Annotated in this window: 19 protein-coding genes; 2 read left to right on the forward strand and 17 right to left on the reverse strand. The window is 41.0% G+C overall.

All coding sequences use genetic code 11. The features are described 5' to 3' along the window. Positions 1-281: 281 nt before the first annotated feature. The 8 genes from E0D95_RS06295 to E0D95_RS06330 form a co-directional block, all read right to left on the reverse strand. Entirely contained in the window at positions 282-1220 is a 939-nt protein-coding gene (locus E0D95_RS06295) for an FAD-binding protein (RefSeq protein ID WP_130803089.1), read from the reverse strand. Positions 1221-1237: 17 nt separating this feature from the next. Further along, entirely contained in the window at positions 1238-1987 is a 750-nt protein-coding gene (locus E0D95_RS06300; RefSeq protein ID WP_130803090.1) for an electron transfer flavoprotein subunit beta/FixA family protein, read from the reverse strand. 443 nt (positions 1988-2430) lie between these two features. After that, positions 2431-3318 (reverse strand): site-specific tyrosine recombinase/integron integrase, encoded by an 888-nt coding sequence (gene xerA / locus E0D95_RS06305; protein WP_165443257.1) that lies wholly within the window; start codon positions 3316-3318, stop codon positions 2431-2433. Positions 3319-3370: 52 nt separating this feature from the next. Further along, positions 3371-3982 carry an alpha/beta fold hydrolase gene (locus E0D95_RS06310; protein WP_130803092.1) on the reverse strand — a complete coding sequence of 204 codons (612 nt, stop codon included), beginning with the start codon at positions 3980-3982 and terminating at the stop codon, positions 3371-3373. A 95-nt stretch (positions 3983-4077) separates the two neighbouring features. Continuing rightward, positions 4078-4923: a diaminopimelate epimerase gene (dapF, locus tag E0D95_RS06315; RefSeq protein WP_130803093.1), complete on the reverse strand. Its 846-nt coding sequence runs from the start codon at positions 4921-4923 to the stop codon at positions 4078-4080. A gap of 3 nt (positions 4924-4926) precedes the next feature. Then, entirely contained in the window at positions 4927-6177 is a 1251-nt protein-coding gene (gene lysA, locus E0D95_RS06320; RefSeq protein WP_130803094.1) for a diaminopimelate decarboxylase, read from the reverse strand. Positions 6178-6201: 24 nt separating this feature from the next. Then, on the reverse strand, positions 6202-6420 hold the full coding sequence (lptM, locus tag E0D95_RS06325) for an LPS translocon maturation chaperone LptM (protein ID WP_130803095.1): 219 nt from the start codon (positions 6418-6420) through the stop codon (positions 6202-6204). 113 nt (positions 6421-6533) lie between these two features. Further along, positions 6534-7946, reverse strand: a complete 1413-nt coding sequence (locus E0D95_RS06330; RefSeq protein WP_130803096.1) for an amino acid permease — start codon at positions 7944-7946, stop codon at positions 6534-6536. Between the two features lie 276 nt (positions 7947-8222). On the opposite strand from E0D95_RS06330, the gene radA reads away from it, so the two are divergent. Continuing rightward, positions 8223-9611: a DNA repair protein RadA gene (gene radA, locus E0D95_RS06335; protein ID WP_130803097.1), complete on the forward strand. Its 1389-nt coding sequence runs from the start codon at positions 8223-8225 to the stop codon at positions 9609-9611. Positions 9612-9719: 108 nt separating this feature from the next. After that, positions 9720-10724, forward strand: a complete 1005-nt coding sequence (locus E0D95_RS06340; protein WP_130803098.1) for a Tim44 domain-containing protein — start codon at positions 9720-9722, stop codon at positions 10722-10724. A gap of 264 nt (positions 10725-10988) precedes the next feature. Here E0D95_RS06340 and proB read toward each other — a convergent pair whose 3' ends face one another. From proB to uvrB, 9 genes are all read right to left on the reverse strand, one after another. Further along, the gene (gene proB / locus E0D95_RS06345) at positions 10989-12122 is read right to left on the reverse strand and encodes a glutamate 5-kinase (RefSeq protein WP_130803099.1); all 1134 of its coding nucleotides are present in this window, start codon (positions 12120-12122) and stop codon (positions 10989-10991) included. 90 nt (positions 12123-12212) lie between these two features. After that, entirely contained in the window at positions 12213-13439 is a 1227-nt protein-coding gene (gene cgtA, locus E0D95_RS06350) for an Obg family GTPase CgtA (RefSeq protein WP_130803100.1), read from the reverse strand. A 101-nt stretch (positions 13440-13540) separates the two neighbouring features. After that, entirely contained in the window at positions 13541-14017 is a 477-nt protein-coding gene (locus tag E0D95_RS06355; protein ID WP_130803101.1) for a hypothetical protein, read from the reverse strand. Positions 14018-14103: 86 nt separating this feature from the next. Further along, a complete protein-coding gene (locus tag E0D95_RS06360; protein WP_213073709.1) occupies positions 14104-14778 on the reverse strand; it encodes a hypothetical protein in 675 nt (224 codons plus the stop codon). Between the two features lie 9 nt (positions 14779-14787). Beyond that, positions 14788-15504 (reverse strand): MFS transporter, encoded by a 717-nt coding sequence (locus E0D95_RS06365; protein ID WP_130804846.1) that lies wholly within the window; start codon positions 15502-15504, stop codon positions 14788-14790. Between the two features lie 157 nt (positions 15505-15661). After that, entirely contained in the window at positions 15662-17119 is a 1458-nt protein-coding gene (locus E0D95_RS06370) for a glyceraldehyde-3-phosphate dehydrogenase (RefSeq protein WP_130803103.1), read from the reverse strand. Between the two features lie 312 nt (positions 17120-17431). Beyond that, entirely contained in the window at positions 17432-18367 is a 936-nt protein-coding gene (rarD, locus tag E0D95_RS06375) for an EamA family transporter RarD (RefSeq protein ID WP_130803104.1), read from the reverse strand. A gap of 100 nt (positions 18368-18467) precedes the next feature. Further along, complete coding sequence (locus E0D95_RS06380; protein WP_130803105.1) at positions 18468-19058, reverse strand: lipocalin family protein; 591 nt, start codon at positions 19056-19058, stop codon at positions 18468-18470. Positions 19059-19180: 122 nt separating this feature from the next. Next, positions 19181-21202, reverse strand: coding sequence for an excinuclease ABC subunit UvrB (uvrB, locus tag E0D95_RS06385; protein WP_130803106.1), 2022 nt, complete (start codon positions 21200-21202; stop codon positions 19181-19183). Positions 21203-21287: the final 85 nt, after the last annotated feature.

Consider the following 21287-nt stretch of genomic DNA (forward strand, 5'->3'; position numbering starts at 1 on the left):
ATGCTGAGAATGTGACGGTTTAAAGTACTGTATCGCGTTATATTTGGCTTATTTTATGTTGAAAAAACAGACAGTTCCAAACTGAAATTTATATAAGCAGATTTTAAATATTGAAGTTTATATGCAATACGTTGCTTTAGCGTGAATTGACTTGGATAAGTCTATTGCCATGATCTTTTTCTTGTTGTTTTTCAATAAAAATGCCCTTGAGCATAATAACAATGTAACAGACATTGCTATTTACACCCAAAGGCATCAGTTAAGATTAATTCAATACAGAATTAAAGCTTAGACACTAACTCAGGTACAACAGTGTTCAAATCACCCACTAACCAGTAGTCAGCAACGCTGTTGATTGGAGCTTCTTCGTCTTTGTTGATCGCAACAATCACTTTAGAGTCTTTCATACCTGCCAAGTGCTGAATCGCACCAGAGATACCCACAGCAACGTATAGATCAGGCGCAACGATTTTACCTGTTTGACCGACTTGGAAATCGTTTGGAACGAAACCAGCATCAACCGCAGCACGTGATGCACCTTGTGCAGCACCAAGTTTGTCAGCTAATGGATCTAGGACTTTATGGTAGTTTTCACCAGAACCAACACCACGACCACCAGAAACGACGATACGTGCAGCAGTTAATTCAGGACGGTCAAGTTTTACGATTTCTTCATTTACAAAAGAAGAAACGCCAGCATCAGCCGCTTCACCTACAGTTTCAACCGCAGCAGAACCACCTTCAGCAGCAACAGGATCAAATGCTGTACCACGAACAGTACCGACAATGATCGCTTCGTCAGACTGAACAGTCGCAATTGCGTTACCTGCATAAATTGGACGCTTGAAGGTGTTCGCAGATTCAACCGCAATAATGTCAGTAATCATGCTCACATCAAGCAACGCAGCAGCGCGTGGCAAAACGTTTTTACCTGTAGTAGTCGATGCAGCTAATACATATTTGTAGCCGCCATCTTTGGTAACATCAGCCACTAATTTAGCAACATTTTCAGCCAATTGGTTGGCATAAAGTGCATTGTCAGCAAGTAATACTTTGCTGACACCAGCAACTTTAGCTGCTGCATCTGCAACTGCTTGAGCGCCAGAACCAGCAACTAATACAGTAATATCACCACCGATTTTTTGTGCTGCCGCAACAACGTTTAAAGTCGCACCATTTAATGCTTGGTTGTTATGATCAGCGATAACTAAAATACTCATGATTTTATCCTTCTGTATTAGATGACTTTCGCTTCATTTTTCAATTTTTCAACAAGCTCATCTACAGATTTCACTTGTACGCCAGCTTTACGCTCCGCAGGTGGCTCAACTTTAACAGTTTTAAGTTTAGTCCCTGTCGCCACGCCATAATCCGCAGGCGATTTAGTATCAAGTGGCTTTTTACGCGCTTTCATAATGTTTGGAAGTGCCGCATAACGTGGCTCATTCAAACGTAAGTCAGTGGTGATAATCGCAGGAAGTGTAAGTTCAACAGTCTGTAAACCACCGTCAATTTCACGTGTAACCTGTACTTTACCGCCATCTACTTTCACTTCAGACGCAAATGTACCCTGACCTGCACCCAATAGAGCACCGAGCATTTGACCGACTTGGTTTGAGTCGTCATCAATCGCTTGTTTACCTAGAAGGATAAGTTCTGGTTTTTCTTGCTCTACAATGCCTTTAAGAATCTTGGCAACTTCTAAAGCACCTACTTCATCAGCAGTTTCAACCAAAATACCACGGTCTGCACCTAGAGCCATTGCAGAACGAATTTGTTCTTGCGCTTCTTTAGGACCAATAGAAACAACAACAATTTCAGATACTGTTCCTTTTTCTTTTAAGCGAACCGCTTCTTCCACTGCGATTTCACAGAATGGGTTAATTGACATTTTAACGTTAGTAAGGTCAACCCCACTATTGTCCGGCTTAACGCGAACTTTAACGTTGGCATCAACCACACGTTTTACAGCAACAAGAGCCTTCATGTAATCCTCGGCTGTTTCAGCAAGTAAATGTTGAGAAGAGTTATATTAACGCTTCATTTCAATTTTTTTAGGTGCTTTATCTTGCAATGTGTTGGGCATTTCGGTCAAGTCACAATTACGTCAACATGGCGAAAAAAGCTAAAAAATCGAGAAATGATCAGTTCAGTCTTTCTCACTTAGAGTGTGACACACTGAAATTACACTATTTTTTAGTTTTTGTTAGCCTTTGATTTAAAATATGTTTTATTTTGATTTTACTCATCAGAATGCCTGATAGTTGCCTAAAAAATGACGATTACTCGGAACAAATGTACAACAGAGACAAATACTGACTCTACAGATCAAAAATGCAAGTCAATTGTTCAGCGATAAATTCTCGAATCAATTTAAGAAAAAAAATGCACAATTCTGCATCAGTTAATCACGCCAGCTAAATCATGCAACTATTTTTTTTGCGCACGAGGATGCGCCTGATCATAACTTTGCGCCAAACGATCGAAATCGAGATGAGTATAAATTTGGGTCGTACTTAAATTACTATGTCCCAGCATTTCTTGTACTGAACGTAAATCACCACTCGCTGATAGCATATGACTGGCAAAACAATGTCGTAATAAATGTGGATGTAAATCCACACTCACGCCTGCCCTTTGTGCCTGTATTTTTACTCTCGACTCAATTTGACGCGGTGTCAGTGCATCACCTCTTTGTGAAACAAAGACGGCGCTTTCCGAAGAAAAATTGCCTTTCCAAATCCGATAGATTTTCAACCACTCAATTAAGCTTTGCTTTGCTTTGCTTCCAAAAGGGATCACTCGAGTTTTATTGCCCTTACCTGTCACTCGCAAAAGTTGTCGGCTAAAATCAATGTCATTCATTTTCAGACTTTGCAGTTCGGCTAAACGCAATCCACTAGAATAAAGCAACTCCAACATGGCTTTATCTCTCAACCAAAGTTGCTGATCTACTGGTTTTTCTGGTGCGGTCTGATCCAGAATTTGATTTACTGTTTCAATATCAATCATGCCGGGCAAAGGACGTGCTTTACGTTTAAGCTTAAAATCTTCTGTCGGATTCATCTCAAGATAGTGACCTTGCTGCGCCCATTTCATAAATTGACGTATGGCAGACAAATGTCGTTGAATACTACTACTACTTAAATTTGATTGCTCTACTTTGTATGCCAGATACTCACGTAAGTCAGATGCCTCTATTTCGGTCAGGGACAGTTTTTGTCGCTCACAGAAGCTAAAGAAATCGCCTAAATCACGCTGATAAGCCGTAATGGTATGCTCAGATTGGTTTTGAATAATACGTTCTTTTAGCCACATGCCGAGGAGTTGCTCATTGCTATACATTGAATGCCCTCGTCTCAATAAAGATTTAATTTAAGCTGTCTAAATATTGCTGAATATATTGTGAAACTTCAACTGCATAACGATTCGCCAAATCATGTTCTCCACCGTGAATCACTTTAAGTTCAGCCTGATTCAATAAACATAGTAAATATTTTCCTACAGCGACAGGGCTAATAAAATCCTGATCACCCCAGATTAATAAAATTTTCTGCTGAATCTGAGCAAGTTGAGGTTCATAATTCATTTTCGTCGTTATAAACCAGTCTGGATAATTTAAAAACTCGTTAGCATAACTTTGTCGCCAATCCACGGCTTTAAATTGACTCAAATCTATGCCTCCTGACGTCGCGATGAGCACCACACCCTGTATTAATTCAGGTTTTTGCAACGCCGCTGCAACTGCAAAAATTCCGCCCATGGATTGAGCAACCAAGATACAAGGGCGGTCAATTTTATTGAGTACATAGTGCTGTAATTGCTCAAAATTATGAATATCAGGATCAGCAGGTTCATGACCAAAAGTAGGATAAGCAATAATTTGCGTGGTGATATTTTTAGGCAGATTTTCAATTAATGGCAGCCAAAATTCTGTACTGCCTGATGCGCCGGGAAGGAAAATAAGATGATGTGGCGTCATTTAAGTGCTTTCTTTAAATTTGTTTAAGTTTAAATGATCATAAAAATAAAAACACGACCCTGAAAGATCGTGTTTTGATGATGATCTAATGCACATCAGCTTTGAAAATAACGTAAATCCAGACGGCCTTCATACACCGTTGCTGTCGGTCCAGTCATCCAGACCACTTCACCTTCACGCCAAGCGATTTGTAGCTTACCACCCGCAAGCTCAACCTCAACTTCATTAGCAAGTAAACCACGGCGCATACCACTCACGGCTGCGGCACACGCCCCTGTACCACATGCCAAGGTTTCACCAACACCACGCTCAAAAACACGTAGGCGTACATGTTTTTCATCAAGGATTTGCATAAAACCTGCATTGACACGTTGTGGGAAACGCGCATGAGATTCAACTTGAGGGCCAATAGTTGCGACATCTGCTGTTAAGACATCTGTCACAATGGTAACCGCATGCGGATTACCCATATTCACCACATCAATTTTTAAGCTTTGATCATTGGCAAGTTCAAGAGTATACAGCGCTTCAAACTCCTCAGTAACAAAAGGAATTTCATTTGGGGCAAATTTCGGCAAACCCATATTGACCCGAACCAATCCATTTGGCCCAAGTTCAGGCTCAACGATACCCGCTTTGGTTTGCACCTTAATTTTGGTTTTATTGGTGAGTTGGCGATCATGGACAAAACGCGCAAAACAACGCACACCATTACCGCATTGCTCGACTTCAGAACCATCTGCATTAAAAATACGATATTTAAAATCAGCATTTGGAAAATCAGGCGGTTCAACAATCAACAATTGATCAAAACCAATGCCAAAGTGACGATCTGCCATGCGTTGAATTGTGGTGGTATCCAGATATGCTCGTTGGCTAATCAGATCAATGACGACAAAATCATTGCCCAAACCATGCATTTTTGTAAATTCAAGCAACATGTTTTACTCCTCAGGCAATAAACGCTCTTTATCCCACAATGATTCAATGGTTTCACGTTCACGAATCACGTAAGCTTTATCTGCATTGACCATCACTTCAGCCGCACGACCACGGCTATTATAGTTTGAACTCATCACAAAACCATAAGCACCTGCACCCAACACTGCCAATACATCATTTTCTTTTAATGCCAACGTGCGGTCTTTACCTAGAAAATCACCAGTTTCACAGATTGCACCTACGATATCCCATGCTTTTTCTTCGACGTCGCTATTGGCATCAACCGACTGGATATCCATCCATGCTTCATATAAAGATGGACGAATTAAATCATTCATGGCTGCATCAATAATCGCAAAATTACGATGATTGGTCGGTTTAAGTAAATCTACTTTGGTGAGCAGTACACCTGCATTGGCACTGATACTACGCCCTGGTTCCATATACACTTTCAAGCCCAATTTTTGCAGTGCAGGCTTTAAGGCATGGGCATATTCTGCAGCAGTTGGCGGCGTTTCATCTTTATAGCAAACACCCAAACCACCACCGATATCAATATGTTTGAGGTTAATCCCCAGTGTTTTCAACTCATCGATCATGACCATGACACGATCTAAAGCATCCACAAAAGGTTTGGTTTCTGTCAGTTGCGAACCAATATGACAATCTATACCAACCACATCCAGATTAGACAAAGATGCCGCGTATTGATAAGTTTCATAGACGGTATCACTTGGAATACCAAATTTATTTTCTTTCAATCCAGTTGATATATAAGGATGCGTTTTAGCATCGACATCTGGATTGACGCGCAATGAAATTGGTGCTTTTTTGCCAAGTTTGGCAGCAACTTTTTGAATCCGATCCAATTCTGCATAAGACTCGACATTGAAACAAGCAATACCAACCTGCAATGCTTTTTCAATATCTGCTTCTGACTTTCCTAAACCAGAAAATACGATTTTGGCAGGATCTCCACCTGCGGCTAATACACGCGCAAGTTCACCACCAGTGACGATATCAAAACCTGCCCCAAGCTTGGCTAATACATTCAATACCGCAAGGTTTGAGTTTGACTTTACCGCAAAGCAGATTTGATGATCGATAAAATCAAATGCACGATCCATATCCAGATAATGTTTTTCAAAAGCGGCTTTTGAATACACATATAACGGTGTGCCAAACTGCTGGGCAAGCTGAAGCAGTGAACATTGCTCAGCATGCAATATCCCTTGAATGCGGGAGAAACTCATGAATGTATCCTTATCTTTGAGACGTTAAGGGGATGTAGCTGGTTCTGAAGCTGAAGCTTTTTCTTTTGCCTCATTCGCATGTTGCTGTGCTTGTTGCTCAGCATCTTTTGAGGAGTAAAGTAAATATTTGGCACGCTTGTCATAATTTGGATCAGACGGCAACTGCAATGCACCAGACTGACCGCATGCCGTAAGCGCAATACCGCTCACGAATAAACTGATAGAGCAAATGACTTTAAGCATCTGAACACCGAACTTTTACAATTCGGAGCAGTATAGCGTGATCAACACAGCAGCTAAAGTGCAAACATAAAAAAACGCCAGTTTATACTGACGTTCTTTGGATTTATTGAAGCCTATTTCTTTTTAGCAAAGAAATAGCCAATCGCAAGAATAACAAACCAGATTGGGCTGACTTTTAATGATTCCAGCGTAGTTTCATCTAAAGCAAGGAAATAAATCGTTGCAAGGAAGAATATAATCACCACCCAACAGGTAAACACACCGCCCGGTAATTTGAAGATCGATTGCTCATGGAGTTCAGGTCTATTCTTGCGGTAGTTGATATAACTCCACATAATAATAATCCACACACAGATGAACAAAATGGTCGACAAGGTCGTTGCCAAGGTAAACGCAGTCACTTCATCATTGGTACCTGTTTGTACTTTATAAATGAACTGAACAAACGCACCAATAAAGATGCAGATAGAAGAGAAAATAAGTGCTTTGGCTGGAACCGCTGACTTAGACAACATCGCAAATAGTTTTGGTGCTTTTCGATCTGTCGATAAACCAAATAACATACGACTGGTCGAGAATACCCCACTGTTCATCGATGACATCACTGAAGACAGTACCACCAGATTCATAATGATTGCAGCTGAAGCAATACCTGCTTGTGAGAAGATATTCACAAATGGACTGACTTTAGGATTGATTTGATCCCATGGTGTCACACACATTACGACAAATAATGCTAAAACGTAGAAAATGATAATACGAATTGGAATCGAGTTAATCGCTTTTGGTAAATTACGTTTCGGATCCTGAGTTTCAGCCGCAGTCGTCCCCACTAGCTCTACACCCACAAAAGCAAAAATTGCAATCTGGAAACCTGCCAGAAAACCATCCAGCCCTTTAGGGAAAAAGCCGCCATGTGTCCATAGATTGGAAACGCTTGCGGTTGTACCTGTTGCATTGGTAAAGCCTGTAAAAATCATCCACAAGCCCACCAAAATTAAAACAATAATCGCGGTGATTTTTACCATGGCAAACCAGAATTCCATTTCACCAAATAATTTGACCGTGACCAGATTCAAGCCAAGTACAAATAAAATGGCAACAATACTGATGAGCAAACCACCTAATGGCGAGAATGACACCCCTCCATTAAAGAATTCCAGATAGTAAATAATGGCAGATAAGTCCGCAATTCCAATGGTGACCCAACACAGCCAATAGGTCCAGCCAACAAAATAACCTGCCCAAGGACCAATCAGATCGGTCGATAAGTCAATGAAAGATTTATAGTTAAGGTTTGAAAGCAGCAATTCACCCAGTGCCCGCATCACGAAAAATACCATGATGCCAATCAAACCATAAATAAACAGAATCGAAGGACCAGCCAAGCTAATGGTTTTGCCTGATCCCATGAATAAACCTGTACCAATCGCGCCACCAATTGCAATTAATTGTAAATGGCGATTCGATAAACTGCGTGACAGTTCACCTTCTCCAGAATGTGAACCAAAATTTTCGTTTGACATTGTTTTTTTAAACTCTCAAATTTTGTGTTTTTAAATTAGCTCAAAACCATTAAAACAAAATAGTTTTTTTCACTTATTGCCTCATATTTGTTAAATCAGGCACCTATAAGATGTTTTTTTAGACATACATACTCCGTTTTTACGTTTTGACATGATCCCTGAGATTGCAGTTTACGTGCCAATTTGTTTTTTGGCGATATTTTCAGGCAAAATTTGTATTTAAAGTCCTCAATTGTTACATTGCCCTGATTCATTTTATTTGCAGATGCACCGAATATGAGCAAAGTCAAAACCGTTTATCGCTGTGAACAATGTGGTGCAGATCACCCTAAATGGGCAGGTCAATGTTCAGAATGTGGTGAGTGGAATACCTTGACCGAAGTTCGTCTGGAACCTGTGAGTGCACATCGTGCCAAACCACAGTTAGGTGGATATGCAGGTCAAACCACAGCAGTAACAACGCTTAATAAAATTTCGGTTTCCAATGAAACTCGTTTGGCAACTGGAATTGGTGAATTTGATCGGGTTTTGGGTGGCGGACTGGTCACCGGTTCTGTGGTTTTAATTGGCGGTGACCCCGGTATTGGTAAATCCACCATTTTGCTACAAACCGCAACCTATATGGCAAATGCCAAAAGTACTGCACTCTATGTGACTGGAGAAGAATCTCTATCACAGGTTGCTTTACGCGCCCAGCGACTGGATTTACCCACAGATCAATTGAAAGTCATGGCGGAAACCTGTGTTGAGCGAATTTGTGAAGTATTAGCACATGAACGCCCTGCGGTAGCTATTTTAGATTCGATTCAAACCTTATATACCGAAACCCTACAATCTGCGCCCGGTGGAGTTTCACAAATTCGTGAATCTGCCGCCCTACTGACTCGTTTTGCCAAACATAGCGGAACGGCGCTCTTTATCGTCGGTCATGTGACCAAAGAAGGTGCTTTGGCTGGTCCACGTGTGCTTGAACATATGGTCGATTGTGTGTTGTATTTTGAAGGGCAGTCCGATTCACGTTACCGCATGATTCGCGCAGTCAAAAACCGTTTTGGTGCGGTCAATGAATTGGGCGTTTTTGGCATGACCGATAAAGGATTACGTGAAGTCGCCAATCCATCCGCGATTTTTTTAAGTCGTTACGATGAAGCGATTCCCGGTTCAATTGTCATGATTAGCCGTGAAGGAACACGTCCGCTTTTGGTCGAAGTTCAGGCACTGGTCGATGATGCTCATGGTCAACCACGTCGCGTTGCATTAGGTCTGGAACAAAATCGCTTGAATATGCTTCTTGCAGTCATGCATCGTCATGGGGGGGTACAAACCTCGGGACAGGATGTGTACGTGAATGTGGTAGGTGGCTTAAAAATTACCGAAACTGGCTCAGACTTAGCGGTGCTTTTGGCCTGTGCCTCAAGCTTACGCGGCAAAGCTTTGCCACAACAGCTTGCTGTATTTGGTGAAGTCGGACTTTCTGGCGAAATTCGCCCTGTACCAAATGGACAAGAACGCCTCAAAGAAGCCGCAAAACATGGATTCAAGTATGTCATTTTACCGCGTGGAAATGCGCCACAAAAATCGATTGCAGGTGTGCAAATTATTGCTGTTGCACGTTTACACGAAGCATTGAGTGAGGCTTTGCAACTCAGTGATGAATTGGTTTAAGAGCAGAGATATGTTTTGACATAAAAAAATATGTATTAAATATTGAAATTCCCTTAAAAAGGCTGCATAAATACAAGGGTAAATTGATTTTTTATATAGGAATTTTCGATGGAAGTACGACAGCGTGGCTTATTAGCAGGCATCATGATGGCAGCTTTAGTTGTTGCCCCACTTGCTGAAGCAAAACGTGCAGGTGGTGGCAAGAGCCACGGAATGTCGCGGTCAGCCGCACCTAGCCAATCTTATCAACAACCACGGCAAACAACTCCAGCGCAACAAGCTGCTCCTACTGCTGGTGCTGCTCCACAGCGTTCTGGTCCGGGTGTAGGTTCTATGGTTGCAGCAGGTGTTGCAGGTGCAGCTGTGGGTGCAGTTGCAGCAAATGCGCTAGCAGATGATCGACATTCAAATTCACCTGAGCAACAGGCAACCCAACAAGATGCTGCACAAGCTCAGGCACAGGAAGAGAAAAAGAGTAGTTTTGGCTGGTTATGGATTATTCTTGCCGCCGCTGCTGCATTCTTTATTTTTCGTAAATTTAGTGCAAAAAAAAAATTAGCCACAAATAATCCATACGCACCGAATAATGCGGGTGGTTCATCACCGTTTGCGCAGAACACTGCAACAATACGTTCTGGCACGAGTGACAATACCAATATTTTTGGTCAGAATGTAGGTGGTAGTAACCAAGCTGCTCCTACTTCTGCACCTTTTGGCAACGCCTATACCAACAGTGGCAATCAGCTTCCAGACGGAACTGAACCTGCTACATTCTTAAGAATTGCTCGTCAGCGTTTTAACCATATTCAATCAGTAAATTCTGCAAGCAATATTGAAGAAATTCGTCGTTATTTAACCCCAGAACTTTATGCGTCTATGCATCAAGACATCATGTCCAATCAGGATCAAGATGTTGCAGAGTTTAGTAACTTAAATGCGATGGTGGTCGATAGTGCAACTGAAAATGGTCAATATGTGGTCAGTGTTCGTTTTACAGGTACTGTGAGTGAAGACTTAAATAGCCTTCCACAACCGTTCTCTGAAATTTGGCATTTTGTTAAACCTGCAGGTTCGACTCAAGATTGGTTGGTCGCTGGTATTCAGCAAAGCTAATCCAATTAATCGGACTAGATCTAAAAATGGCTACTATAAAGTAGCCATTTTTTTGTCCAATCAATTTTAAAGATCACACCTATAAAATCTGCCTAGAAGAGCTCAATACTGTTATTTATTATAATTTTTCAGTACAGTTGAACTTACTTTTAACCTCAAAATCAGAAGTAGTAAAATAACTTTAGTCAGTCTGGCACATATAAAAAAAGCTTAAACCCTTACAGTTCAAGCTTTTCAATCAGAGTATCACATTGCGGGTTTGCGTTAATAAATCGCCATATGATTGCGATGAATCATTTCCAGAGAACGCGCTTCACCCAGAACTTGATAAACTTTATCTGAGGCTAAGCCCTTAATGATATCAGCAGATTGCGAACTAAAATTAACACGTCCAACTGCAATACGTTTACCCGATTTATCGACACATTCAACCACATCGCCACGATCAAAATGGCCTTCAACTGCTTTCACTCCCACAGGTAACAAACTACGATGCCGTTCTTTAATCGCTTCAACAGCACCATCATCAATAATTAAACGCCCCGCGGTTTGTAAATGTGCCGCTAACCATTGCTGATGCGCAGTCATTCTGTCTTTATCTGTTGTAAATAAAGTGCCCAGCATTTCACCCGCCATTAAACGTGACAAAACACGATCACTTTCACCACTGGCAATCAGTGTAGGACAACCTGCTTTAGCCGCAAGACGAGCTGCCCGAACCTTGGTCAGCATTCCACCACGTCCAAGTACTCCGCCTCCACCAGCCATGTCAAACAAGGCATCATCCAGTGCTCTAACTTCACTAAATAATTTGGCATTTGGGTTACTGCGTGGATCAGAATCAAACATCCCTTGCTGATCCGTTAAAATAATCAGCAGTTCAGCATGTACCTGTCCCGCCACCATGGCAGCCAGCGTATCATTATCACCAAAACGAATTTCATCAGTAGACACTGTATCATTTTCATTGATCACGGGAATCACACGCCAGTCGATCAAATTTTGTAAAGCATCACATGAGTTTAAATAACGACGGCGATCTGCCAAATCATCATGCGTTAGTAACACCTGTGCAGTCTGTATACCATGCTTTTCAAGTACGCTAGACCAAGTATGAATCAAACCCATTTGCCCAATGGCAGCACAGGCTTGTAAACTGGGTAGATCAGTGGGTCGGCTTGACAGCTTCATTCGAACCATGCCTTCTGCAACAGCACCCGATGACACTAATATAATTTCGTGTCCAGCTGCGTGTAGATCGGCAATTTGCATTGCCCAATGCGAAATAGCATCTAAATCTAAACCCTGCCCGTTTGCTGTGAGTAGCGATGATCCGATTTTAACAACGATTCGTTTACACTCATTGAGCTGACGTTGCCCATCCACCACTTCTATCATGTTTTCCTCAAATTATTTTCCCTGTTGCGAAGCGAACAATCACTTCACAGAAGGAATTAAAGGGGTTTGTGAAAAATCTAATGACGCATGTTAGTCACGTACATAGATACTTTCTACATCGTTATCATCATCTTCGTCATCAAAGTCGTCATCATCTTCACCTGCCAGCAAGCCTTCCAGACGTTGCGCCCGACGCATAGCACGATAAGCTTCTTTTGCCGCAATGGTTTGTTCACGCGTTTCAGCTTCAAGCTGTTCACGGAATGCTTTGACTTCTGCTGCATATTCGGGATCTTCAACTTCGCGCTCGCGTTGTTGTTCAATTTGATCCATGAGGTAATACACCACAGGTTTAGTGCCTTCTTCCAATAAACCCGAGGTTTTAAATACTGGCCCTGTCCACTGCAACTCATCAAGAATATGCTGACACCATTCGTCACGACTGTCTTCGTCCAGTTGATCCAGTTTATTAAGTACTAAGACAATTGGAAGTTTTGCCAATGTTGGAGAGAATTTTTCCAGTTCAGCAATAATCGCTCTGGCATTATGCGCGGGATCTGAACCATCAATCGGTTGTACATCCACAATATGCAATAAAATACGAGTACGCGCCAAATGCTTCAGGAAGCGAATCCCAAGGCCTGCACCTTCTGCTGCACCTTCAATAAGCCCCGGAATATCTGCCATTACAAATGAACGATGACGATCGGCATCGACCACGCCCAAATTCGGCACCATCGTAGTAAATGGATAATCCGCTACTTTCGGTTTAGCCGCACTCACCGCACGAATAAAGGTTGATTTACCTGCATTCGGCATACCGAGTAAACCCACATCGGCGAGTACTTTTAACTCTAAACGAATTTCACGAAATTCGCCTTTTACCCCAGTGGTAAATTTACGCGGTGCACGGTTAGTTGATGATTTAAAATGGGTATTCCCCAAACCACCATCACCGCCATTTGCAACTAAAACACGCTGACCGTCTTTGACCAAATCACCAATAATATCGCCTGAATCGGTATCAACAATGGTGGTTCCTACTGGAACTTTTAATATTACATCTTCACCGCCACGCCCTGAACAGTTCGCACCTGAACCATTTTTACCACGTTCTGCGCGGAATTTACGGGTATAACGATAGTCAACCAATGTACTGGTGTCGTCATCTGCCTGAATATATACGCTGCCACCACGACCGCCATCGCCGCCATCAGGCCCACCGAAAGGTACAAATTTTTCACGGCGAAAACTGGCTACGCCATTGCCACCGTCGCCAGCCTCTACGGTAATGACTGCTTCATCAACAAAGCGCATGTGCCAATCCTCTGAAATCTCTAAAAACCGCCTATTCTGCCATATTTTAATAGATTTCTCGAATAGAAAAAGCAACAAACTGACTTATTTAAAAGGATTGCTTATTGGTTGGTAAAATTAACATCTGACCAATAACATTGCACGGTTGCAAATTTGCCCTTTTTCTCAATATCAAGTCCAGCAGATTGTTTCGGTTGCTTAAAATTGAATTTGATTTTTGCAAAGTTATGTTGTGCCTTAGCCGTTGATAAATCAAAGTAAAGAGTTTGATTGGTTTGCTTTGCCATATTTCCATAAGAAAATTCGATGCTCTTCACTGGAATACCTTTATATTCAACATTTTTTAAAAAGAACGTATTGCTCACATAAGCCTGTTCTTCTACAAATTTATTCTTAATCACATAAGGTCTAAGCACTTTGGCAATATTTGGAAATTCATATAAATCGTAATTATCCCGAATGGCACAATCCTTCTCATAACGATCTTGCATGACTTGTTGAAGATCGTATGCTGCTGAATGGCTATACGTTGGAATCACCGCCATAGCCAGCAAAAAACAATACAAATATTTTTTCATTTTCTGTACCACCTTTAAGGTTTATCAACAGCTCAAGAAATTCTATTGTAAAGTTAATACTGAAATTTTCTATCACTATAGAAAAATTAGGGTCTTACATTTTTTAAAGGCAATTGCATCTTCATTTCAAGATTAGCTTGTGTATTTTGAACTTCGTTGTACATGATGGCATTAAATGTCGCAATTTTACGCATCGTCATCGGATCATTAATATCTAAAGTCGGTTTAAATTGATGCTTTACATGCAAATCAAGTGGTTCATTAAATTCAAAATAAACAGGACCGCTAAATGCAATTTTTACAGGTAAGGTATAACGTCGCTTAAGATTGAATGGAACATCCAGTCGAACAGGAATTTCTAAATTTAAAGGAAATTTGGGCAATAATTTGTTTTGGTAAATCAAGTCCGTCGTGGTTTCGAGCGACATGCTTTCATCAACTTTCAGCATGGTTGAGTAGTCAATATCCACTGTAATCGGGGTTTCTACCTCAAAGCTTAAATTGGCAAGATACTTACCACGTAATGGCACAGCTAACTCTCTGTTGACATCAATGGTGGTGTCTAACTGACCTATCGAACGTGCCTCCAGATAATTACCCACGTGAATTTTGGTCGGGAGGGACTCTGGCAAATGAATTTGAGCATGATGAGAAGAAACCGCAACTGAGGCCTGAATATTAAGATACAACCAGAATAAAACAGCCACCAGTATCACGATACTTAAAAAAGTGATGATCGCTCTTTTAGCCGATGCAAAAATCCACATGGGCTATTCCTTTTGAGCTGATGGAATAGCAGTCGATGGCTGAGCGTTACCTGCTTGTTGAAGTCGAACACTCGAAAGTGGAATTTTCAGTTCACCCTGCTGGATTTTAATCGGTAAAGTATTTTGTACATCCACCGAAGCTGCAAGTGCTGTTTCAATAGGTACATTCAAATGACCACTGATGGGAATATTGGTTTTGAGTGTAGTATCGAGTGGAATATTAAGATTTTCTTTTAAAACAGTACGTACAGGTGCATCAAATTTAAGATGTACTTTTTGTTCTAATGGAACCTGAACATCAATTGGAACATTGAGTTTGATTGGAATAGTTCCTTTTAAAGGTAAGGTAATGTCCTTCCCTAATACTTTGACCTGTACTTTGGTATCAATCGGTAAATCCTGATTGACCTTTAAAATTTCCTTGACAGGAATAGTGGTTTTAATCGGCACCTGATTATCAAAATAAACACGCGGAGTCAGCGTCTGAGTTAAAGGTATATTCAGGTTTTCTTTAATCGGAATGGATGCATTGACTCGCCCAGTCACATCTACATCCAGAGCATCCTGAATTTTAACCTTTGCCTGTAAAGGCTCTTGTAAATCAATATTGACGGCTTGATCTTTTAGTGGGATATAAATATTAAAATGTTTAAAAACCCAAATGGCAACACTGACACCTATCAGTGTTGCCAATACAATAAATGCCAATCCGCTGAGCATATGTTTGACTTGCAATGATCTATCCTTAGTAACTGTCTTAATTTTCCTAAGCTCCTAGTGTTCACATAATTTGTAAAATATTCAGCATCGGTTTTGTATCGTTTGTAAAAAAGCTCAGTCGAAACTGAGCTTTTTTGAAACTTTTGCAGTAAAAAGTTTAAGCGTTGGTTTCCGCTGGAACTTTTGGATAGCTCACGCCACACATTTGCTCAGCAATACGTAACACCTGACAGCTATAACCGACTTCATTGTCATACCAAACATAGGCAGTTAAACGGTTACCAGAAGTAATTGTCGCTTGCGCATCAAAAACACCCGCAGTACGTGAACCAATAAAGTCACTTGAAACCACTTCAGTCGAGTTGGTATAACCAATTTGACCTTGAAGATTAGAGTTGATCGAAATCTGGCGAATATATTCGTTCACTTCTTCACGATCAATGTCTTTATCTAAAGTCAGGTTTAAAATGGCCAAAGAAACGTTTGGTGTTGGTACACGAACAGAGTTACCTGTCAATTTACCCTTTAACTGAGGAAGTGCTTTCGCTACGGCTTTCGCAGCACCTGTTTCAGTAATAACCATGTTCAAGGTTGCAGCACGACCACGACGATCCGCTTTGTGATAGTTATCAATCAAGTTTTGGTCATTGGTAAATGAGTGAACAGTTTCAACGTGACCATTCAATACGTGATACTTTTCATCCAGAACTTTCAAAATTGGGGTAATTGCATTGGTGGTACAGCTTGCAGCAGAAATGATTTTATCTTCATCAAGGATATCGGTATGGTTAACACCGAATACCACGTTTTTCATTTCGCCTTTGCTTGGTGCTGTTAATACTACACGAGCAACACCCGGGCATTTTAGATGCTGGCTCAGACCTTCTGCATCACGCCATTTCCCTGTGTTATCAATTAAAAGTGCGTTGTTGATTCCATACTGAGTATAGTCCACTTCGCTAGGGCTAGAAGCGTAAATGACTTTGATGTAGTTACCATTTGCAATAATGGCTTCATTTTCTTCATCAACAGAGATAGTACCAGCAAAAGTTCCATGAATAGAGTCACGGCGTAACAAAGATGCACGTTTCGCCAAGTCACCGTCAGAAGATTTACGTACCACAATCGCTTTCAGGCTTAAGCCACGTCCCAAACCAGATTGACTAATAATTAAACGCGCCAAAATACGACCGATACGACCAAAACCGTACAACACGACATCTTTTGGTTGTTCAGACGTTGCATTACCTTTGATTGATTCAACAGCTTGTGCAACAAATGCATCAATATCGCCGCCTTTTTCTTTGTATTCAACCGCAAGTTTACCGATATCAACTTCTGCTGAACCAATGTTTTCAACTTTTGCCAAAGCTTCCAAGATTGGGAATGTATTTACAACAGATAATTCAACATCCAACATGCGTGTACGGCGGTGTGATTTTAAAATCTGAATCACAGAGCGGTTGATTAAAGAACGACCGTAAACAGAAACGACAATATTTTTTTCGCGGTATAACTGCCCAATTAAAGCAATCATGTGTTCCGCGATTTCTTCGCGGTTTTTCCAACGACCATGGTGTTCTGCGTGTAGGGCGATGATAGTGTCTTTGCTCACAAATACGTCCTCTAATGAATATTTTCTAGGCGTGAATTTTAAAACCCCATAATTGTAAAGGAATTATCATCAAGATTGAATCAAAAGCTGCGAGAGAAGCGCATATTTTCGATGATATTCACTATAAATTTATAAAATACTTATAATTTTTTATTTTAATTTTATCTATCATTTCATCTTTAAAGCACAAAAATAGACTTTTGGTATTGTTTTTAATCAAAACCTCCAACTTTAAAGCACTTTGCTTTTGCAGCCCACTGAAGTTTTTTGTTTGCTTTCATTGCACAATAAGCACACTGAATCAATAACTTATTACTTCTTTGTTAACCGTTGCTCATAGTTCTGCACATTTCGTTCTAAGGCCAATGCATGTCTGCGTTGTTGATAAAGATGCCAACTTCCTTCAATCACTAACAACAATACTGCGCACCAAATGGGAATATAGGTGTACCATTCCTGCGGTGTAATTTTCTCCCCTAACAGTAAAGACGCCAAGGCCAATAAAATCGGTTCTAAATAGCTCAGTAAACCAAACAGAATCATAGGTAAAAAACGACTGGCTAAAATATAGCTTCCCAAACCGACTGCACTCAAGATACCAAGCCCAAATACCACCAACAACATCACTGGCTGCTGTTGTATAAGCGCCAAAGAACCCTCGCCTTTTTGAATAAAAAATACAGCAATCGGTAAGATGATCACGATATCCCACCAAAAACCACCCAAGTTGTCTGTCCCAATTTTTTTACGCAATAAAAAATACGCTGAATAGCCAAAAGCCACCAATGCGGTTTCCCATGCAATAGAACCTAAGCGAAAAACTTCGTGGCTTACGCCAATCACAGCAAGCGTTACAGCCACAATCTGAAATTTAGAAAGCTTCTCACCATAAAACAAACTGCCACTTAACACCAAAACCAAAGGCAATAAGAAATATCCAAGCGAAACCTGTAAACCGCGTCCATTCATTGGCCCCCACAAAAACAACCAGAGCTGAACTGACGTTAACACTGAAGACAAAATCAACAACAACAGAAATGCAGGTCGCGCAATGATTCGTTGATAAATGGTTTTAATATGCCCTAAATCGCCCAATAACCACATCAATAAGGTCAAAAATGGCAAAGTCGCCAACATCCGCCAACCAAAGGTCTGCTCACTGTCTAGTCCAGTTAACAACTGGGTATAGAAATACAATACGCCAAAGGTCACCGATGCAATGACTGACAACATAATGCCTTTAAACATTCTTTGCTCTTAATCTTTTCATAAAAAATACTTGAATAATCATATATTAAAAAATAAAAAAACCATGCATCCGCATGGCTTTATCTTACGATGATCCAGTTTATTTTAGAGTATGTTGAGCTCGAATAATATCACTTAAGTCATAACCTAACGATTTTGCATAATTCAAATATTCATTGATAATTTCTTCTGAAAGATCAGGAGTTCTGGAAAGTACCCATAAATATTTGCGTGAGGGCTCGCCGACCAAAACTGTTTGATAGTCTTCATCCAACTTTAAAATCCAGTAATCACCCCGTGCAACAGGAATCCAGCGAACTGCTTCAGGTAAAAAACTGACTTTTAATTTGGTATTAAAGGGTGGATTTTCAATAAATGCCTCACCCAGAGACTGTTTGAGTACACCTTCTTTGCTGTAGCAACTATTATCTACCACTACATTGCCGTTTTCATTCAGGGTGTAAGTTGCGGTAATGTCACGTGCGCATTGATTTTCAAAAAACATCGGTTTACGTGCAATCTCATACCAAACCCCTAAGTATCGATCCAGCTCTACACGGTCTACAGTGGGTAAAGGTTTATTTTGGGCATAAGCCATGGTCACCATCGCCAAGCCAGTCAACACGACCCCGCCTAAAGCAATTTTGGTCAACGTCCAACTGGCTTTTGGCAGGTTCTGTTTTAATGACATTTCTGTTCCCCTATCAATTGCCTAAATTCATTGTTAATGCGTAATCAATATTCACATTAGCTTGTTTTTCATGCAAATTATGTAGAAAAATGTAGTCACTGTTTCAAAATTACTCACCGTTATTATTGCAACATTTGTGCTTTTAAACGCACAATTTCATCACGTAAACGTGCCGCCTGTTCAAACTGCAACTCTTTCGATGCCTTGATCATCTCTTTTTCCAGTTTGGAAATGTGCTTGGTAAACAGTTTTGGATCGGCAAGAATATGTCGTTCATCCGCAGAGAGTGCTTTAGCCTGAGCTGAAACTTTGCTTTCAATTTCATCATCATTAAAGACTTCGCCTGTATCAATTTCCTTGATTTTTTGGCGAACTGCACTGCGTGGCGTAATCCCATGTTCATGATTAAACTCAATCTGTTTGGCACGACGTCGCTCAGTTTCATCAATGGCTTTTTGCATGGAATCCGTAATACGGTCTGCATACAAAATGGCTTTGCCTTTAAGATTACGTGCGGCACGACCAATAGTTTGAATGAGTGAACGCTCCGAACGTAAGAAGCCTTCTTTGTCTGCATCCAATATTGCCACCAACGACACCTCAGGCATATCCAAACCTTCACGTAGCAGGTTAATACCAACGAGTACATCATAAACCCCTGTTCTGAGTTCATGAATAATTTTGACCCGTTCTACGGTATCAATATCGGAGTGTAGATAGGCGACTTTTACCCCATATTCTTTCAAATATGAGGTTAAATCTTCTGCCATACGTTTGGTTAAAGTCGTCACTAAAACTCGCTCATCCAAATCTTTGCGAATATTAATTTCAGACAACACATCATCGACTTGCGTCAGCACGGGACGAATTTCTATTTCAGGGTCAACTAAACCAGTTGGACGCACCACTTGCTCGACAATCTGATCTGATCGTTCCAATTCATATTTGGCTGGGGTTGCACTGACATAAATGGTGGTCGGAACAATTCGCTCCCATTCTTCAAATTTCATTGGACGGTTATCCAATGCGCTTGGTAAACGGAAACCATAATTCACCAGATTTTCTTTACGTGAACGGTCCCCTTTATACATCGCACCAATTTGTGGAACAGTCACATGTGATTCATCAATAATTAACAAAGCATCATCGGGGATATAATCAAACAAAGTCGGTGGTGCTTCGCCTGCTGGTCGACCCGATAAATGACGTGAATAGTTTTCAATGCCGTTGGTATAACCCAACTGTTGCATCATTTCCAGATCATAACGGGTACGTTGCTCAATGCGTTGTGCTTCAATGAGCTTGTCATGTTCGCGAAAGAACTGTAGCTGATCTTTCAGTTCGACCTTAATGGTATCAATCGCGCGGGATAAATTGTCTTTAGGCGTGACGTAATGACTTTTCGGGTAAATGGTCACCCGCGGCACTTGGCGCAACATTTTACCTGTGAGTGGATCGAACCAGCGAATTGATTCAACTTCATCATCAAATAATTCAATACGAATGGCATTTTGATCCGATTCAGCAGGAAATACATCCAGAATTTCACCCCGAATTCGATAAGTACCACGCAAGAATTCTAGCTCATTGCGGGTGTATTGCATTTCCACCAAACGGCGAATCAAATCGTCACGATTGATACGATCACCTTCAACCACATGCAAAAGCATTTTCATGTAGGCTTCAGGGTCACCCAAACCATAAATGGCTGAAACCGAGGCCACAATAATCGCATCACGACGCTCCAGTAACGCGCGGGTCGCTGACAAACGCATCTGATCAATATGATCATTAATCGCAGCATCTTTTTCAATGAATGTATCCGACGAAGGCACATAGGCTTCTGGCTGATAATAGTCATAATAACTGACGAAATATTCCACTGCATTATTAGGGAAAAAAGCCTTAAACTCGCCATAAAGCTGTGCAGCCAGCGTTTTGTTGTGCGCCATTACAATGGTGGGACGTTGCGTTTGGGCAATCACATTGGCCATGGTATAGGTTTTACCAGAACCGGTAACCCCTAAGAGCAATTGATTGCGATAGCCACTTTCAACACCATGCACCAGTTTTTCAATGGCCTGAGGCTGATCACCCGCGGGCTGATAACTGGTCACTAAATCAAAGGGTTGCTTATCGCTCACTCGCACGCTCTCTTTTTCTAAATGGTCATTCACTCTGCTCTTTATGGGGCAATTCCCCCTCAATTTAAAGGCTTTTCCTGTAAAT

The sequence above is a fragment of the Acinetobacter ihumii genome (assembly GCF_900625095.1).
GTDB lineage: Bacteria > Pseudomonadota > Gammaproteobacteria > Pseudomonadales > Moraxellaceae > Acinetobacter > Acinetobacter ihumii.

Excerpts from the sequence above, each read along its gene's own strand:
- radA (WP_130803097.1), top strand. The coding sequence starts at position 8,223 with ATGAGCAAAGTCAAAACCGTTTATCGCTGTGAACAATGTGGTGCAGAT.
- E0D95_RS06300 (WP_130803090.1), bottom strand. The coding sequence starts at position 1,987 with ATGAAGGCTCTTGTTGCTGTAAAACGTGTGGTTGATGCCAACGTTAAA.
- dapF (WP_130803093.1), bottom strand. The coding sequence starts at position 4,923 with ATGTTGCTTGAATTTACAAAAATGCATGGTTTGGGCAATGATTTTGTC.
- E0D95_RS06380 (WP_130803105.1), bottom strand. The coding sequence starts at position 19,058 with ATGTCATTAAAACAGAACCTGCCAAAAGCCAGTTGGACGTTGACCAAA.
- lptM (WP_130803095.1), bottom strand. The coding sequence starts at position 6,420 with ATGCTTAAAGTCATTTGCTCTATCAGTTTATTCGTGAGCGGTATTGCG.
- E0D95_RS06365 (WP_130804846.1), bottom strand. The coding sequence starts at position 15,504 with ATGCTCAGCGGATTGGCATTTATTGTATTGGCAACACTGATAGGTGTC.
- xerA (WP_165443257.1), bottom strand. The coding sequence starts at position 3,318 with ATGTGGCTAAAAGAACGTATTATTCAAAACCAATCTGAGCATACCATT.
- E0D95_RS06340 (WP_130803098.1), top strand. The coding sequence starts at position 9,720 with ATGGAAGTACGACAGCGTGGCTTATTAGCAGGCATCATGATGGCAGCT.
- E0D95_RS06330 (WP_130803096.1), bottom strand. The coding sequence starts at position 7,946 with ATGTCAAACGAAAATTTTGGTTCACATTCTGGAGAAGGTGAACTGTCA.
- E0D95_RS06355 (WP_130803101.1), bottom strand. The coding sequence starts at position 14,017 with ATGAAAAAATATTTGTATTGTTTTTTGCTGGCTATGGCGGTGATTCCA.
- proB (WP_130803099.1), bottom strand. The coding sequence starts at position 12,122 with ATGATAGAAGTGGTGGATGGGCAACGTCAGCTCAATGAGTGTAAACGA.
- E0D95_RS06310 (WP_130803092.1), bottom strand. The coding sequence starts at position 3,982 with ATGACGCCACATCATCTTATTTTCCTTCCCGGCGCATCAGGCAGTACA.
- E0D95_RS06295 (WP_130803089.1), bottom strand. The coding sequence starts at position 1,220 with ATGAGTATTTTAGTTATCGCTGATCATAACAACCAAGCATTAAATGGT.
- lysA (WP_130803094.1), bottom strand. The coding sequence starts at position 6,177 with ATGAGTTTCTCCCGCATTCAAGGGATATTGCATGCTGAGCAATGTTCA.
- cgtA (WP_130803100.1), bottom strand. The coding sequence starts at position 13,439 with ATGCGCTTTGTTGATGAAGCAGTCATTACCGTAGAGGCTGGCGACGGT.
- rarD (WP_130803104.1), bottom strand. The coding sequence starts at position 18,367 with ATGTTTAAAGGCATTATGTTGTCAGTCATTGCATCGGTGACCTTTGGC.